We start from the raw sequence: 15,658 nt of genomic DNA, 5'->3' as shown, positions 1-15,658 counted from the left end.
GAATGCTCAAGGCAATGTTCAACCTGGTTCTTGCCTTCTTTCTTGTTCTTTCTCTCGAAGGAATAGCACGAAAGATAGTCGCAAGGGTTCAGAGAAGAATAGGGCCTCCGTGGTATCAGAACTTCATAGACGTCTTCAAGGCGTTGTCCAAACATCCCTTCAGCAACGGATGGATCTTCGATTTCGGTGTCATCATGGCACTCGGAGGAGCAATAGCCACGGCCATGCTCATGCCACTCGGCTCCCTCAAATGGACCCCATTCCCCAACACAGACAACTTCTTCGTCATCGTGTACCTGTTCACCGTCGGTGCACTCGGAATGGCCATGGGCATGGTAGGAAGCGGAAACCCCTGGGCATCGATCGGTATCAGCAGGGCTCTCACCCAGATGCTTGGCTACGAACTTCCGTTTCTCGTGGTCATGGCATCCGTCATTTTCAATTACAAGACTGCTTCAATTCATCAACTCGTGGCACTGCAAAGTGGAAAATGGAACCTCTTCGTCATGCCACTCGGTGCCGTCGTGGCCTTCATATCCCTCATAGGAATGATGGGAAAAAAGCCCTTCGACATAGCGATCGCACCGGCGGAGATCGCCTCGGGACCGATGGTGGAACTCTCCGGAAAATACCTTGGACTCCTTCAAATCATGCACGATTTCTCACTCTTTGTGGAGATCTCACTCTTTGTGAACGTCTTCCTTGGAGGAGGTAGTCTTGGCTGGTTTCTCATCAAGTTCGTGGTCGTGTGGGTACTGGCCGTTTTGATCTCCGCCGTTCTTCCGAGGTTCAGAATAGAACAGATGCTGAAGTTCTACTGGGGTGTTCCTCTTGGACTTGCCTTTTTGAACGCACTCTTCGTGCTCTTCGGTTTGACCCTTTGAGGAGGTGATCCGATGAAAGAAAGAACAGTTTGGGAAAGAATCGCAGACGCCCTCAGGTCGAGATCCATATGGATGCTTCACTACTGCACCGGCTGTGGTGCTGTGGAACTTCCACCGTCCATGACGTCCAGGTTCGACATGGAAAGATTCGGAATAGCCCCCATGGCAACGCCGAGGCAGGCAGACATACTGCTCATCACGGGATATCTGAACACCAAGACACTGCGAAGGGTGATCTACACCTACGAGCAGATGCCCGATCCAAAGTACGTCGTGGGCTTTGGAAGCTGCACCATAAACGGTGGTATATACTTCGACTCCTACGCAACGGTGAACAGGCTCGATTACTACATACCCGTCGATGTGTATATAGCCGGCTGCATGCCAAGGCCAGAAGCAATTCTTGAGGCCTTCAACTACCTGATGGAGAAGATCAGAAAAGGAGAAGCGGACGGCTGGAAAAGGTACAGGGAGAACTACGAGTGGTACAAACAGAATCAGATCCGCTCCCTTGGGGAGGTGTACGTACATGACGAATTCCATGAATGAAGCACTGGAGAAGTTGAAGGTCTTCCAACCGGAAGTGGAAGAGATAGATGAAAGAGAGGCAAAGATCTCTGTGGCACCGGACAGGGTCATCTCTGTGCTGGAAACCCTGAAATCTCTTGGTTATTCCCACCTCTCTCTGATGACCTGCGTGGACTGGATCGAGGACAGTCAGTTCGAACTCGTGTACATCCTCTTTTCCTGGAGAGACGGTGGAAAGTTCATCGTATCAACCAGGATAGACAGGAACAATCCAGTGTTCGTTACGGTGAAAGAAATCTGGCCCGTAGCCAGGTTCTACGAAAGGGAAATCCATGAATTCTTCGGTGTGGAGTTCCTTGGAAACGACGATATGAAACCTCTCTTTCTCGAACTCTGGGATGACAAACCACCACTCAGAAAAGATTTCGATCCTCTCGAGTACTCGAAGAGAAAGTTTCCTGGAAGAGAGTACAAAAAGGACGTCGTTGCGGAGGCAAAAAGGATGTTCAGAGGTGAGATCAATGGGTGAAACGAAACTCTTTTTCGGGCCGAACCATCCCGGAATGCACGGAAACTTCTCCGTTCACATGTATGTTGAGGGAGACATCGTGAAGAAGGCAAGACCGGTACCCGGTTTTCTTCACAGAGGATTTGAAAAACTCATGGAAAGGCGTTACTGGTATTCCAACATCTCACTCATACCGAGAATCTGTGTTCCCGAGCCGGACATCAACGAGATCTGTTACGCCATGGCCGTGGAGAAGATCGCAAAGATAGAAGTCCCAGAGCGTGCCCAGTGGATACGGATGATCGTTCTGGAACTTGCAAGAATAGCGAACCACATCTGGACAGTGGGTGGTATAGGAGGACCTCTTGGACTCTACACGGCCTCTTACTGGGGTGTTGCGGACAGAGACAGAATTCTCGACATCTTCGAAGCCCTCACCGGAGCCAGGATATACCACATGTACATAATCATCGGTGGCGTGAGGAAGAACATGACACCTAAGGTAGAGGACATGATCTGGAAGACACTGGATTACATAGAGTCCAGGTTGCCCGATTACGAAAATCTCATCTTCAAGAACAGAATCGTTCACTCGAGACTCAGGGGAAGACTCATTTTGACCAGAGAACAGGCGATGGAGATGGGAGTCACAGGTGTGGGTTTGAGGGCAACAGGCGTGGAGTACGATATCAGGAAAGTCGATCCCTACCTGTTCTACGACAGGGTGGAGTTCGAAGTTCCAACGGCAACAGAAGGAGACGCCTTCAGCAGGGTGTATTTGAAGTTCAAGGAGATTCCCCAGAGCATAAAGATCATCAGGCAGGCTCTGGAGAAGATGCCACAGAGTGACAGAGTGAACGTACCCGCTGGCAAAGGAAGTGGACTGAGAAGGGTTATTCCAAAAGGGATGGCTTACGCACACGTGGAGTCCACGCGCGGTGAATACGGGTTCTTCGTTGTATCAGATGGAAAGAACAAACCTTACAGGGTTGCAGTGAGGGGTGCATCTTACCCACAGGGCCTTTACGGTATAGAAAAGTATCTTCCCGGAACAAGAATCGAGGACGTTCCCATCTGGCTTGCAACGATGGATGTCTGTGCACCGGAGATAGACAGATGAGGGGTGAGAGAGATGGCCATCCAGGAACTGCCGAAGAAGGATTTTTTCGCTCCTTTGAAAGCCTGGAAGTTCCTTGCCAGAAAGCCCGTTACAATTGAGGTTCCGAACAAGACCAAAAGGGAAGCCTCGGAAAGATACAGGGGTTTCCACGTGAACGACTGGGGAAAATGTATCGGATGCGGTACATGCTCGAAAATATGCCCCACGGATGCCATAACCATGGTGGAGGTTCCGGATCTCACCCAGGAAGATGGGAAACTCCCACAGAGACCTGTGATAGACTACGGCCGCTGCTCTTTCTGTGCCCTCTGTGTCGACATATGCACGACTGGCTCTCTCCAGATGACAAGGGAATACATTCACATCTCGGAGGATCCAGAAGATTTCGTTTTCATGCCAACAGACAAAGGACTGAACGCAAAAAGAGGTCTTTACGAACCGGGAAAAGCTCCACTTGGATGGACAAGGGACAAAGACTCCGAACTTCTTGACCTTGAAAGGGTAGAGATGACGAAAGAACCACCGGAAACGAGGGTTAGATCATTCATAGAGATCGTGAAAGGGTACAGCAGGGAACAGGCAATGCAGGAAGCCGCAAGGTGTGTGGAATGTGGTGTATGTACCTACACATGTCCCGAGCACATGGATATACCTCAGTACATAAAGTCCATCTATGAGGACGACCTGGAAGAAGGACTAAGATGGCTTTACAGAACGAACCCGCTTTCCATGGTCTGCGGTAGAGTCTGTACACACAGATGTGAAACCGCCTGTTCCATCGGTGTGAGGGGAGAACCTGTTGCGATTCAGTGGTTGAAGAGGTACATAGTGGACAGTGTCCCACTCGAGGAGTACAGCAGGATACTGGACATGAAACCGGAAAAGAAAGGAAAGAGCATCGGTATAATAGGCTCCGGTCCGGCAGGGCTTTCGGCCGCGTACTTTCTTGCTACAATGGGGTATGACGTCACGGTGTACGAAGCGGAATCGAGACCGGGTGGTGTCATGAGATACGGTATACCGAAATACAGGCTCCCGGACGAAGCACTCGACAAAGACATAGCGTTCATAGAGGCTCTCGGTGTGAGATTCGTCCTCAACACAAGGGTTGGTCAGGATATTCCCTTTGAAGAACTTAGAAAGAAACACGATGCCATCTTTCTTGCCACAGGATTTGGTCTTGGAAGATCAACGGGGGTACCCGGAACGGACCATCCAGATGTCAAGCAGGCACTTCCCATGTTGAAGATGATCAGAAACTATCTCAGGGGAGACGGTCCAAAACCACCGATTCCGGAGAAACTTGTCGTCATCGGTGGTGGAAACGTTGCCATGGATATCTCTAGATCGATGGCAAGGCTTCAGGTCATGGAGTATGGAACTGTGAACGTTCAGGTGCTCTCACTGGAGGGCTGTTTTGAGGACATGCCAGCCGACATGGAAGAGATCGACGAGGCGCTCGAAGAAGGTGTGGTCATAAAACCCGGATGGGGACCGGTGGAGGTCGTGATAGAAAACGATCGAGTGAAAGGTGTGAGGTTCAAAAAGTGTGTGAAGGTGTTCGACGATGAAGGGAGGTTCAATCCAAAGTTCGATGAAAGCATCCAGATCTTTGTGGAAGCGGACATGGTGGTCGAGGCGATAGGGCAGGCACCTGACTACTCCTATTTGCCCCAGGAGATAAAAGAAAAACTCGAATTCGTAAGAGGAAGGATCAGGACCAACGAGTACGGTCAGACATCCATAGAGTGGTTGTTCGCAGGAGGAGACATCGTCCACGGGCCCGATATCATACACGGTGTTGCAGATGGGTACGCAGCTGCCAGAGGAATCGATATGTACCTGAGGAAAGCAGAATGAAAAGGCCCCTCCAATTGGAGGGGCTTTCACAGTTGTTTTACGGACTCTCTTTCGATGATTTCAACGGGAAGAATGACTCTTCTTGCGACTCCTTTTTTTCCCAAAAGCCTCTCATGGAGTATCTCGAAGGCCACTCTTCCCATCTCTTCCCTTGGTTGCCTCACGGTGGTGAGAGCAGGGATGGTATAGTTCGATATGGGATCGTCATCGAATCCCATTATTGAAATCTCGTCTGGAACTGCCACCCCAAGATCGTGAAGTGCTTTGAGCGCTCCAACAGCTGACAGATCGTTTATGGCGAAGATAGCGGTGAAATCTATCCCTTGTTTCCTCAGATACCTTTCCACCGCGTGGTAGCCGTGTTCAGGTAAATAACCACACGGTGTGATCTTCACATCTATTCCGTGTCTTGTGCTGTAGTCGATGAACCCTCTTTCTCTGTCGGAGAAAGAGTAGATATCCTTCCTTCCCTTCAAAAGCAGGACCTTTTTGTGACCCTTGCTCAGAAGGTACTTTGCACACATTCTGCCGGCAGCGTAGTTGTCGATTCCCACGTTGTCGAGCCTGATCTCTGGCTCTTCCCTGTCAACCACGACAACCGGTATGGCACTTTTGATCAGTCTTTCCAGTTGTTCCTCGTCCTTCTTCGACGAACAAACGATGATTCCATCCACTCTCTTTGCAAAGAAAACTTCGAGCCTTTCCAGTTCCACAGAAGTTCTGTGAAGAGTGGTGGAGATCATTAGGGTGAAGTCTCTTTTTATCGCCTCTTTTTCTATTCCGGTCAGGATCTCGTTGTAGTGAAAACCCCCGAAGTCCGGGACAAGAACACCGATGGTTCTTTTCAAAACAGCGTTCTTCACAGCATATATGGGATGGTAGTTCAGTTTTCTGATGGCGTCGATGACCTTCTTTCTCGTCTCTTCAGAGACGTTGTTGTAACCGTTTATCACCCGAGACACGGTCGCTATGGAAACTCCTGCGAGCCTGGCCACATCTCTGATGGAGGCCATACTACCTCCCCGCCTTTAAACAGAGAACTTTGTGGTTTTCTTCAACTTCCACAAGTTCAGGTTTCTCAAAAAGGCATTCCTTGTCCTTTATGGGACATCTGTCGTAGTACTTACACGGAGCGTTCGAAGATGAAACGAGTTCCGGTATGAATCTTTTGCTGAGATCCCACTTTCTGTCTATTTCCGGCACGGATTCAAGGAGCATCTTCGTGTAGGGATGAATCGGGTTGTGAAACACCTTTTCTGTGTCTCCCATCTCAACGATGTTCCCTCTGTACATTATGAAGGTCTCGTCGCTGATGTAGTAACCGAGAGAGAGATCGTGCGTTATGAAGATTACTGACATCCCACGTTCTCGAAGATCGCCGAGAAGGTTCAGGATATCCACCCTCGTTGAGGCATCGAGCATGCTGATGATCTCGTCTGCGATTAGAAGTTCCACGTTGAGAAGCAGTGTTCTTGCAATGAGGATTCTCTGAAGCTGTCCACCACTCAGCTGGTGGGGGTATTTCCCGAGTATCTCCCGCGGGTTCATTCCAACAGAGGCGATAACCTCCTCCATTCTGGAGCGCCTCTCAGAAGCCGGTGTGTCCGGGAAGAACTCTTCGAACACCATGTTCAGTACCCTGTCTATTTTGTATATGGGATTGAAGGACGAGAACGGATCCTGAAAAACCCCCTGGACCTTCCTGTAGTACTCCTTCAGATCCTTTCCTTTGATCTGGGAAATATCTTTTCCATCGAACAGGATCTGACCCGACGTTGGTTTTATGAGTTTCAAAATGAGTTTTCCCACTGTGGTCTTTCCACTTCCACTCTCTCCTATGAGCGACACAATCCTGGAGCGGTCTATCTCAAACGACACGTCATCGACTGCCTTCAACTTTTCTCTTCCAAAGAAACCAAGAGGAAACTCCTTTGTCAGGTTCTGAACTTTCAGAAGACTCAATTTGCATCACCTCTTTCGAAGAGCCAGCATGAGACTTTTCTTCCGTCCACATCGAACACAGGGGGATCCTGCTCGCACTTTTCGAATGCGTAGGGACACCTGTCTCTGAACCTGCAGCCAGGTCCTATGTTCAGAAGACTCGGTGGATAGCCGGGTATTCCTTTGAGTTTTGTCTGAGAGTACCTGACACCTATCTTCGGAAGAGAAGAAAGGAGCATCTTCGTGTACGGGTGAAGGGGTTCTTTTACGATGTTCTCCATGGGTGAGATCTCCGCAACCCTTCCTGCGTAAAGCACCATCACCTTGTCTGCGATCTGATAGAGCACGGAAAGATCATGCGTTATGAAGGCAAGGGAACCCATGATTTTTCTTTCCCTCATTTCGTAGAGCATCTGTATTACGGACCTCTGGGAACTCACGTCCAGAGCCGAAGTGATCTCGTCTGCTATGAGAACGTCGGGGTTCATCAAGGTGGAGATCACCATCACCATCCTCTGTTTCATGCCTCCGGAGAGTTCGATCGGATACATGTTGAGAACCTTTTTTCCGAGATTGACGATCTCAAGTCTTTCTTCGATGAGATCCCTCTTTCGTTCAAAACTTTCACCGTGTTCGTGGAGAAGGTCGTCGATGATCTGTTTTATCTTCTTTGTGGGATTCATCGCATCCATTGCGTACTGAGGAATTATGGAGATCTTTTCGTAGCGAATTTTTCTCAGCTCTCTCGGTGAGAGTGTCATGATGTTCTTTCCGTCAAGGATCGCCTCACCACCCATGTACTTCATGGGAGGTTTCAGCAGGATCAAACCGTTTCCAAGGGTGGACTTTCCACAACCGGATTCACCCGCTATTCCGAGAATCTCTCCTCTCTTTATATCGAAACTCACCCCATCGACGGCCTTCACATAGCCGTAGAGGGTTCTGTAGTAGATTTTCAGATCTTTGACATTCAGTACCACTTCCGCCACGCCTATCACATCTCCCTGAGTTTAGGATTGAAGACTTCGTCAAGACCCGCGTTCATGACGTAGAGGGTCGCTACCATGAGCGTGATCACAGCTCCCGGAGTAACAGCCCACCACCACATACCGAGCTGTATGGCGTTCCACAGTGTGGCCTGCTGCATCATTATCCCCAGCGAGATGCCTCTCGTTGGACCAAGGCCTATGAAGTCAAGCCCTGTGGCGGCGAGGATGGCTCCTCCGAACTGGAGGATAAAAACCATGAAAACGTAAGACATCATGTTGGGCATGATCTCACCAAAGATGATCTTCATGGAACTTCTGGCGGTGATCCTCGCAAGATCGACGAACTCCCTTGTCTTCAGAGAGAGCGTCTGTGCTCTAACTGCTCTTGCAGTCCAAGGCCAGGCAGTGAATCCTATGATCACACTCTCGATGAACACTCCCCTGTAAGGAAGGTACGCTGCGATGATGATGAGTAGTGCAAGCGTTGGTATCACCATGAGGATGTTCGTGAACATCATGAGAAGCTCGTCAAACCAGCCACCTCTGTACCCGGCAACGAAACCGATGAGAAGACCTATCACCGTTGCCAGGGTTCCGCCAAGAAGTCCAACGAACAGAGAACTCCTGAGACCGTAGACGAGCTGGGTGAAGATGTCCTGGCCGAACGTGTTCGTACCAAGCCAGTGTTCCTTGCTTGGAGGCTGATATCCAGGTCCTACAAAGGCAAGAGGATCCTTGTAAGGAGTGAGGTAGGGCCCTACAAGAGCAAGGAAGATCAGACCAGCGTACACACATATAGCAAAGATGACCTTTTTATTCTTCAAAAAGAAGTGGACGAATTCTTTTCTCGTCATGGCTATCAAACCTCTCCTGAGTAGGATTTTCTTATTCTGGGATCTATGATCACGTAGAAGATGTCAACCAGGAAGTTGGCAATCAAAACACCAAGGATGATGAAGAGGAAACACCCCTGGATTAAAAAGTAGTCCTGGTTCAGAATTCCCTGCATGAGAAGGTATCCTATTCCAGGATACGAAAAGACGATCTCCGTTGTCAGGGCGCCTGCGACCACCGTTCCAAGCTGGATGGCAAGACCGGTGATCTGAGGAAGTATGGCGTTCCTGTAAGCGTATCGCCTGATGAGCTTCTGGGAAGAGCCGAGTGCCTCGAGGTATCTGGAGTAGTTCGCTTCCAGTTCGTAGATGATCATGTTTCTCATTCCGATTGCCCAGCCACCGAGCATCACAAGAAACAGAGACCCAAATGGCAGTACCCAGTGGTGAAGAAAGTCAAGAACGAACTGCCAGGACAGGGATGGTGTCGTTCCAAAACTGTAGGCGCCTGCGAGGGGAAACAGGGGTATCACCACACCGAATATCCAGGCAAGGAGGATACCGAACCAGAAGTACGGAGATGCGGTCAGGGTATAAAAGATCGGCAGAGCGAAGTTATCGAGTCTTCTCTTCCTTGCAACGAAGGCTCCGAACCTGTTTCCTATCGCAAAGCTCAAAAGAACAGCAGGCAGAAGGACAATCAGAGAGTACGGAAGGGACCTTGCTATTATCTTTGCAACCGGCTGAGGATACATGTAGATGCTTATGCCGAGATCTCCCTTGAAGAGAGCCTTCCAGAAGTTGATGTACTGTTCCCAGAGGGGTTTGTCAAGACCAAAAGCCTGTGTGAAGTAACTCTGAAGGACCTTGACGGACTCCGGAAGCCCCGCGAATCTGGAGATCAGAAAGTTGATGGGATTTCCCGGCATGAATCGAGGAATCGCCCAGTCGATGGTAACAGCAAAAAAGAAGGTCAGGATGTAGACCAGGATCTTCTTTGTGAGATATTTTCTCAAGACTCCTACCTCCTTCTTTTTTTAAAGCCCCGCCCCGGAGGGCGGGGCACCGTATTATTTTGCTTCGATACCAAACAGTGTCTTGATTCCTGTGAGCTGCCACCAGCCGTTCCAACCTATCGGCACAGCGTACGGATTCTTCTCTGTTGGCCAGTTGGTCCAGACGGCTTCAGAAGCCTGGAACCACGCACCGTTGTACCAGAGCGGTATGAATGGCAGATCTTTGAGCAGAATCTCCGACAGTTTGGCTACTATCTCTTTAATTTTAGCATCGTCTCTGCTTCTGTTGAGTTCATCAAGGAGTGTTTCAACTTCGGGGTTGGCGTACTTTCCGAAGTTTCCAGAGTAAGAGTACTCGGATTCTGCTGCATCTGGATAGAACACACCGTTGAAGTAGGACCATATGGTTGCAGAGACACCGGTTACGAAGTTGTTGAGAATCAGGTCGAATTTTCCACCGTAGAGGTCGTCTGCGTACTTGGAGTAATCAGGGTACTTGGGTTCCACGTTGATTCCGACCTTCACAAGATCTTCTGCGATGGACTGTATGGAGACCATCCAGTCAGTCCAGCCGTAAGGACACTCGATGGTGAGTTTGAACGGTTTTCCGTTGGGATCTTCTCTGAATCCGTCCCCGTTCACATCCTTGAATCCAAGTTCATCGAGGATCTTCTTTGCCGTCTCTGGATCATACCTGAAACCGTACTTTTCAACAACTTCGTCGGGATAGTACTTCATGTAACCAGGAAGCGGCAGTATTCCTGCAGGATTGGCAGCGGTGACCATGTTCTCGTAGGCTCTGGTCACGATCTTTTCCGGGTTGATGGCAAACGCCATCGCTCTTCTGAACTCAGCGATGTTGAGAGGATACTTGTTCACGTTTACAAAGATCCCTGCGGTGTTGGCCGGAAGCATGTAAGGTGCGTTTTCGTACCAGGTAACGATTCCATAGGCTCTCTTCAACACAGGAATACCCGGGAGGAAGAAGTTACTCCAGTCGAGTTCTCCTTTCATGAGCATTCCAACCGCTACGTTGTTGCTGAGCACTCTCAGTTCAACGATCCTTTCGGGTTTGGGATCGTAGCCGAGTTCCCTGATGCCCCACCAGTTTTCGTTTTTCTTGAAGACACACCTGTCGTCTGCCCAGCTTTCAATGTAGTAAGGACCGGATCCGACTGGATTTTCGTTGGCGCTCTGAAGCACTTCTTCCTCTGTCTTTCCTTCCCAGATGTGCTTTGGAACAATCGGTGTGTTGATGAGCATTTGTTTCCATTCCTGGTATCTTGGATCGGAAAAGACGAACTTCAATGTGAAGGAATCAACCTTTTCGATTCTGTCGAGCCAGTTCCAGACGGGACTGTAACTGATACCGGTGTACTTCTTTGCGATCTCGAAGGTGAAGATCACATCGTCCACCGTGAGAGGTACTCCGTCTTGCCATCTGAGACCCTTTCTGAGTTTGAGCACATATTCGTTGTCGCTGACCCACTGTCCGCTCTCTGCAAGCCATGGTTCGAATTTGTCGTTCAGAGGATCGTAGAGAAACAGGGGTTCATAGACAAGACCGATGGTTCCTGCTACAGCGTTCCAGGGTGTGAACGGGTTCCAGTTGGATGGAGGAGACCAGAGAGCTCCACCCCAGTAAAGTGTCTTGTTCCTTTCGAAAGTTTGACCGAAAACAGAAACCAGTGCCAGGACCAGAACGAGAACAACTAAAAACCTTTTCATAGGAACACCCCCTTAAAGAGATGTGAAATGGTTTTATCCATGTGTAAAGATACAGTGAAAATGTTTACATCCAAAATCCGATATTCCTCGATTATCCTGATTTATTTCCGAATATTTTCAAAAACGTTTCTTTAACTCGTCGCTACTCTCTCCAGATAATTTTCCAGTGCGTGAACTGCCGCTCCAAAAGCGATCACCGGCTCCTGAACCGCAGAGAAACTGATGTCCACTTCGTGTTTGTAGAGAAGGTACCTTTCCACCTTCATCTTCAGGTTTTTCAGAAAATCGTTTCCAAACTCCTTGAAGAATCCTCCTATGACGACCTTTGAGATGCCAAAGAGGTGTATCAGGTTCAAAAGGCCTGTACTGAAAAATTCGGCAATGCTGTCCAGATACTCTCTTACACGATCGTCTTCAGATTCTATGGCCTCTGCGAGAGACTCAAAGCCCATGGAACGAACATGCTTCAGGACGGTGTCTTCTCCACACACATCTTCCAGGAAAACGTATCTTTCTCCGTCGAAGACTCTGGTGTATCCGATCTCTCCCGCATAGCCATTCTCGCCCCGATAGAGTTCCCCGTTGATGATGATCCCGGATCCTATTCCTTTTCCCGTCAAAATCCAGACGAAGGAATCGTCCCGCCCTGTGTACCACTTTTCTCCAACTGCCCCCATGTCAGCATCGTTTTCCACCCAGACCTCAGCACCGTATTTATCTTTCAGAAGATCGGCAAGGGGAATCTGAGACAGAGGAAAATTCCTTGGATTTATAATGATACCCTTTTCAACATCGACTGGGCCCGGTGCTGCCACAGTCAGAGCCGAAAGTTTCCTGCCCAGTTTCTCCAGCATGTTCTTTGCACGATCTATCCCTCTGTAGACGATCTTCAGAGTGCCTTCCCTGTCACGCTGGAAAGGTAGAGGATACGTTTCGTATATGAGAATGCTCATGCTGGCGTTCATGAGGCAGATCGCTATCTCGTCTCTTGTTACCTCGAGACCCAGGACATGAGCGCAATCCGGTGTTATCTTCAAAGAAATAGTTGGTCTTCCCACTCCTCTGGGAGAGTCCTTTTCCTCAGTGACAATGCCCTTTTCCAGAAGAATTCTTACGATCTCTCCCACGGTGGTCTTCGTGAGACCGAGTTCTTCTGCGATCTCAACACGAGATACGGGGGATTTCATTATTCGTTTCAGGATTTTCGACGTGTTGTCTTTTCTTATGGACCTCAGCAAATCTTCATCCTCCTCACATGGAGTTTCTTTTCACAAATTCTACGATCTCGTCTATGTATCCAAACGCGACAGCAACGTGGGTATCTGCCGCACCGTAGTATATCGCTACCCTTCCTGTTTCAGAATCGCAGAGCGCAGCGCAGGGGAAAACCACGTTTGGAACAAATCCAATCGTTTCGTAATCCTCCTCCGGTGTTAAAAGATAGTACTTCGACCTGTAAAGAACCTTACTGGGATCGTTCAGATCGAGAAGAGCGGCTCCAAAACTGTAAACGTATCCATTGCAGGTGAGAGTCACACCATGGTAGATAAGGAGCCATCCCTCGCTCGTTTCTATTGGATATGGGCCCGCTCCTATCTTGAGATTTTCCCACCAGTTGTAACTGCTTGTTCCCATCACGAATCTGTGGTTTCCCCAGTGAATCATGTCCGGGCTTTCACTGAGGAAGATGTCTCCAAACGGAGTATGACCGTTGTCACTCGGCCTGTTTAACATCACATACTTTCCGTTTATCTTCCTTGGAAAGAGCACTCCGTTCCTGTTGAATGGAACGTAGGCATTCGGAAGACGCACGAAGGTTTTGAAATCCTTTGTCATTCCCACTCCAATCGTGGGACCGTGATCATCTGTGCAGAAGGTTATATAGTATGTGTCCTCTATCTTCACCACTCTTGGATCATAAGCATAACTGGGCTGGAAAGGATTACCGTTCAGATCCACCCACTGGATCTCCTCTGGTTCTATTTCCCAGTGAATTCCGTCTTTGCTCCTCCCGAAGTGAAGAAAAGGTCTGGTGTTTTTGTGATCGATCCTGAAAACTCCCACGAATTCTCCGTTGTACGGCACAACGGCAGAGTTGAACACCCTCGCACCCTTCGGAACGGGATTTCTTCCGATTATGGGGTTTTTACTGTACCTCCACAGAGGTCCTGTGTGACCCTCTGGCCTTTCCTCCCAGGGAATGTTTGGGATCTTTTCACTGAAAACCCTCAACATCATTCAGCCTCCTCAAGAAGATTTTTTATAGAGCCTCACATTATCGATGAAAATCGGCCCATCATACTCCAGGTGGTCTCCAACTACACCTATGTGGAGCTCGTTCACTCCAGGTGTCTTGTCGAACTCGATCCTCACATGGAACTTTCTGTACTTTTTGCCATCGAAACTGACAAGTTCTCCGCTGTCAATCGAGGTGTTGTTCATGTCGAGCCCTATCTTCACCCAGCCGGGATTCAGCACCGCGTACGGTCTGAGCCTTCCTGTAAGCCCTTCAACGTCTGGTATGTAGATATCGTACTCGAGGATCTCACACACGGGGAGTTGATCGAATTTCCTGACCACCCTCACCTCTTCCCAGTCACCCTTTCCGGGAAGCACCACGTTCATCTGGAGAGCACCGTTCCCCACCTCACCGTTCCACTCTATATCGGGTGTTTTGAACTCAGCCTGCCATGTTCCGCTGTTCCACCAGTTCTTGACTTCTTCGGGTCTGGAAAAATCCACTTCTTCTGCGAGTACATACTGCGCTCTGTTCACAACTTTCACCCTGATTGTGTCTTTCACCGTTTCTCCCCTGAAATGTGCCTCAAGGAACATCTCGTGTTCTCCGTCTGAAATCCGCGTTGTGTCAAATTCGAATCCGTAAACTCCATATCCGAGATGTTTTATCTCATCTTCAAAGAGCAGATTTTCAACCCCGACGGAAATTCCTTTGAACGTGTTGCTGTAGTCGAAGACACCCACTCTCACCTTCACAGTCTTTTTGATCTCCTGACCATCCTTTGGTGTGATGAACATGCAGGTATCTTCCCTCGTATCCTCACCCGTGCTGAACAGTTTCGCGTACTCTCTGATCAACTTTGCCTCTTCACTTTCATCGTTCACTATTCTGAAGCCGTCGTAATCGGGGTAGTAACCCTTTTCGTCTCTGTCCCATCCTTCACCGATTCCTGCGAGCATCCAGAACATGGCACCGTTTCCACCGAGGTTGTAGACCAGATCGTTCCACAATTTGTAAATGGCAACCCTGTTGACCGGGGCACTTTTGGGAATACCGTACTCTTCCAGAACGACGGGTTTTCCAACCTCTTTTGCGATCTTTATGTGATCTTCTATCCACTTTGCCCCCCACTGTGCGTAGTTTTCAGGGCTCACACCCCAGTGGGAGGGGTAGAGATGGAACGTACCAAAATCCACCGTCTCTATCTCCAGAAGTCTCTTCCAGTCAACACCGGACCATCCGTTGTAGGCCCACTCAGCCTCTCCACCGTAAGGTCTGAAGCCTTCGTAGTTGTTGAAGAATCCCTCGTCTCCCACGGCAACCAGGTGGTTTGGATCCAGACTCTTTATGTAAGCACTCATCTCCTCTACCCATTCAACGAGTGTGTTACCAGACTTGTCCGTTTCACACCTGGGCTCGTTCGCCAGTTCCCATGCCATGATGGTGGGCTCTTCCCTGTAAGGAACACCCGTGTAGGTGTTCACCCTGTTTATGAGGAAAGACACGTACTTTTTGTATTCTTCTTTGATCTTCTCGTTCCTGTAGAAGTCATCGTGATGGATGCCCCCAAACCATCTCACGTATTGATTCATTCCACCGAAGTCGTCCCAGTTGTTCACAAGAACGATTATGAGCTTTATGCCCAGTTCTTTTGCTTTCGCTACCGTGTAGTCGAGTCTTTCAAAACCGTCCTGAGCGTTCGTACCCTCTGGCAATCCAAATACTCCCGGTGCGGGGTGCATGTAGGTGTTCTTGTCACGGCAGTAACTCTCACCATCGAGGAATCCCCAGATTCTGAGCACCTTCACCCCCATGGCTTTTGCACTTTCAAGGACACTGTCTATCATTCGATTGCTCTTGTAGTGCATGTAGTAGTTGTTGCTTCCAACGAATCTGAACTCTTCTCCGTTCAGTATGAACCTGCCGTTTTCCACTTTCACGAAATCACTGTTTGCAAAGAGGACGATGGGCAATGTCACAATCAAAAATGAGAACACAAGTTTTCTCATATG

Annotated in this window: 14 protein-coding genes; 5 read left to right on the top strand and 9 right to left on the bottom strand. The window is 49.1% G+C overall.

Annotation, left to right across the window (positions count from 1 at the left end; all coding sequences use genetic code 11):
- Nucleotides 1-2: 2 nt before the first annotated feature.
- Genes CTN_RS06795 through CTN_RS06775 form a run of 5 tightly spaced genes read left to right on the top strand, consistent with a single transcriptional unit; the run spans nt 3 to nt 4,900 of the window.
- The gene (locus CTN_RS06795) at nt 3-884 is read left to right on the top strand and encodes a respiratory chain complex I subunit 1 family protein (RefSeq protein WP_015919828.1); all 882 of its coding nucleotides are present in this window, start codon (nt 3-5) and stop codon (nt 882-884) included.
- Nucleotides 885-896: 12 nt separating this feature from the next.
- Nucleotides 897-1,433 (top strand): NuoB/complex I 20 kDa subunit family protein, encoded by a 537-nt coding sequence (locus CTN_RS06790; protein WP_015919827.1) that lies wholly within the window; start codon nt 897-899, stop codon nt 1,431-1,433.
- On the top strand, nt 1,414-1,941 hold the full coding sequence (locus tag CTN_RS06785; protein WP_038067789.1) for an NADH-quinone oxidoreductase subunit C: 528 nt from the start codon (nt 1,414-1,416) through the stop codon (nt 1,939-1,941). Before CTN_RS06790 ends, CTN_RS06785 begins: the two co-directional genes overlap by 20 nt.
- Nucleotides 1,934-3,040: an NADH-quinone oxidoreductase subunit D gene (locus CTN_RS06780; RefSeq protein WP_015919825.1), complete on the top strand. Its 1,107-nt coding sequence runs from the start codon at nt 1,934-1,936 to the stop codon at nt 3,038-3,040. The genes CTN_RS06785 and CTN_RS06780 overlap by 8 nt, the downstream gene beginning before the upstream one ends.
- Before the next feature lie 12 nt (nt 3,041-3,052).
- The gene (locus CTN_RS06775; protein ID WP_038067786.1) at nt 3,053-4,900 is read left to right on the top strand and encodes an FAD-dependent oxidoreductase; all 1,848 of its coding nucleotides are present in this window, start codon (nt 3,053-3,055) and stop codon (nt 4,898-4,900) included.
- Between the two features lie 26 nt (nt 4,901-4,926).
- Here CTN_RS06775 and CTN_RS06770 read toward each other — a convergent pair whose 3' ends face one another.
- The 9 genes from CTN_RS06770 to CTN_RS06730 all read right to left on the bottom strand — a co-directional run bounded on the left by CTN_RS06770 (nt 4,927) and on the right by CTN_RS06730 (nt 15,655).
- Nucleotides 4,927-5,913 carry a LacI family DNA-binding transcriptional regulator gene (locus tag CTN_RS06770; protein WP_015919823.1) on the bottom strand — a complete coding sequence of 329 codons (987 nt, stop codon included), beginning with the start codon at nt 5,911-5,913 and terminating at the stop codon, nt 4,927-4,929.
- Nucleotide 5,914: 1 nt separating this feature from the next.
- The gene (locus CTN_RS06765) at nt 5,915-6,862 is read right to left on the bottom strand and encodes an ABC transporter ATP-binding protein (protein WP_015919822.1); all 948 of its coding nucleotides are present in this window, start codon (nt 6,860-6,862) and stop codon (nt 5,915-5,917) included.
- Nucleotides 6,859-7,839 carry an ABC transporter ATP-binding protein gene (locus CTN_RS06760; protein WP_015919821.1) on the bottom strand — a complete coding sequence of 327 codons (981 nt, stop codon included), beginning with the start codon at nt 7,837-7,839 and terminating at the stop codon, nt 6,859-6,861. The genes CTN_RS06765 and CTN_RS06760 overlap by 4 nt, the downstream gene beginning before the upstream one ends.
- Nucleotides 7,836-8,684 carry an ABC transporter permease gene (locus tag CTN_RS06755; RefSeq protein ID WP_038067783.1) on the bottom strand — a complete coding sequence of 283 codons (849 nt, stop codon included), beginning with the start codon at nt 8,682-8,684 and terminating at the stop codon, nt 7,836-7,838. Before CTN_RS06755 ends, CTN_RS06760 begins: the two co-directional genes overlap by 4 nt.
- A gap of 5 nt (nt 8,685-8,689) precedes the next feature.
- On the bottom strand, nt 8,690-9,679 hold the full coding sequence (locus CTN_RS06750; RefSeq protein ID WP_015919819.1) for an ABC transporter permease: 990 nt from the start codon (nt 9,677-9,679) through the stop codon (nt 8,690-8,692).
- A 54-nt stretch (nt 9,680-9,733) separates the two neighbouring features.
- Nucleotides 9,734-11,407, bottom strand: a complete 1,674-nt coding sequence (locus tag CTN_RS06745) for an ABC transporter substrate-binding protein (protein WP_015919818.1) — start codon at nt 11,405-11,407, stop codon at nt 9,734-9,736.
- Between the two features lie 131 nt (nt 11,408-11,538).
- Nucleotides 11,539-12,645, bottom strand: a complete 1,107-nt coding sequence (locus CTN_RS06740; RefSeq protein ID WP_015919817.1) for an ROK family transcriptional regulator — start codon at nt 12,643-12,645, stop codon at nt 11,539-11,541.
- 13 nt (nt 12,646-12,658) lie between these two features.
- Nucleotides 12,659-13,639, bottom strand: coding sequence for a glycoside hydrolase family 130 protein (locus CTN_RS06735; protein ID WP_038067940.1), 981 nt, complete (start codon nt 13,637-13,639; stop codon nt 12,659-12,661).
- A 15-nt stretch (nt 13,640-13,654) separates the two neighbouring features.
- Nucleotides 13,655-15,655, bottom strand: a complete 2,001-nt coding sequence (locus tag CTN_RS06730) for a glycoside hydrolase 5 family protein (protein ID WP_015919815.1) — start codon at nt 15,653-15,655, stop codon at nt 13,655-13,657.
- Nucleotides 15,656-15,658 lie beyond the last annotated feature (3 nt).

The organism is Thermotoga neapolitana DSM 4359 (assembly GCF_000018945.1).
GTDB lineage: Bacteria > Thermotogota > Thermotogae > Thermotogales > Thermotogaceae > Thermotoga > Thermotoga neapolitana.
The sequence above is the reverse complement of the archived record's forward strand: the minus strand, read 5'-3'. Positions and strand labels throughout refer to the sequence as shown.

Bases quoted from the DNA above. Each gene is read 5' to 3' on its own strand.
- CTN_RS06775 (WP_038067786.1), top strand. From the start codon at position 3,053: ATGGCCATCCAGGAACTGCCGAAGAAGGATTTTTTCGCTCCTTTGAAA.
- CTN_RS06780 (WP_015919825.1), top strand. From the start codon at position 1,934: ATGGGTGAAACGAAACTCTTTTTCGGGCCGAACCATCCCGGAATGCAC.
- CTN_RS06770 (WP_015919823.1), bottom strand. From the start codon at position 5,913: ATGGCCTCCATCAGAGATGTGGCCAGGCTCGCAGGAGTTTCCATAGCG.
- CTN_RS06785 (WP_038067789.1), top strand. From the start codon at position 1,414: ATGACGAATTCCATGAATGAAGCACTGGAGAAGTTGAAGGTCTTCCAA.
- CTN_RS06790 (WP_015919827.1), top strand. From the start codon at position 897: ATGAAAGAAAGAACAGTTTGGGAAAGAATCGCAGACGCCCTCAGGTCG.
- CTN_RS06730 (WP_015919815.1), bottom strand. From the start codon at position 15,655: ATGAGAAAACTTGTGTTCTCATTTTTGATTGTGACATTGCCCATCGTC.
- CTN_RS06795 (WP_015919828.1), top strand. From the start codon at position 3: ATGCTCAAGGCAATGTTCAACCTGGTTCTTGCCTTCTTTCTTGTTCTT.
- CTN_RS06745 (WP_015919818.1), bottom strand. From the start codon at position 11,407: ATGAAAAGGTTTTTAGTTGTTCTCGTTCTGGTCCTGGCACTGGTTTCT.
- CTN_RS06755 (WP_038067783.1), bottom strand. From the start codon at position 8,684: ATGACGAGAAAAGAATTCGTCCACTTCTTTTTGAAGAATAAAAAGGTC.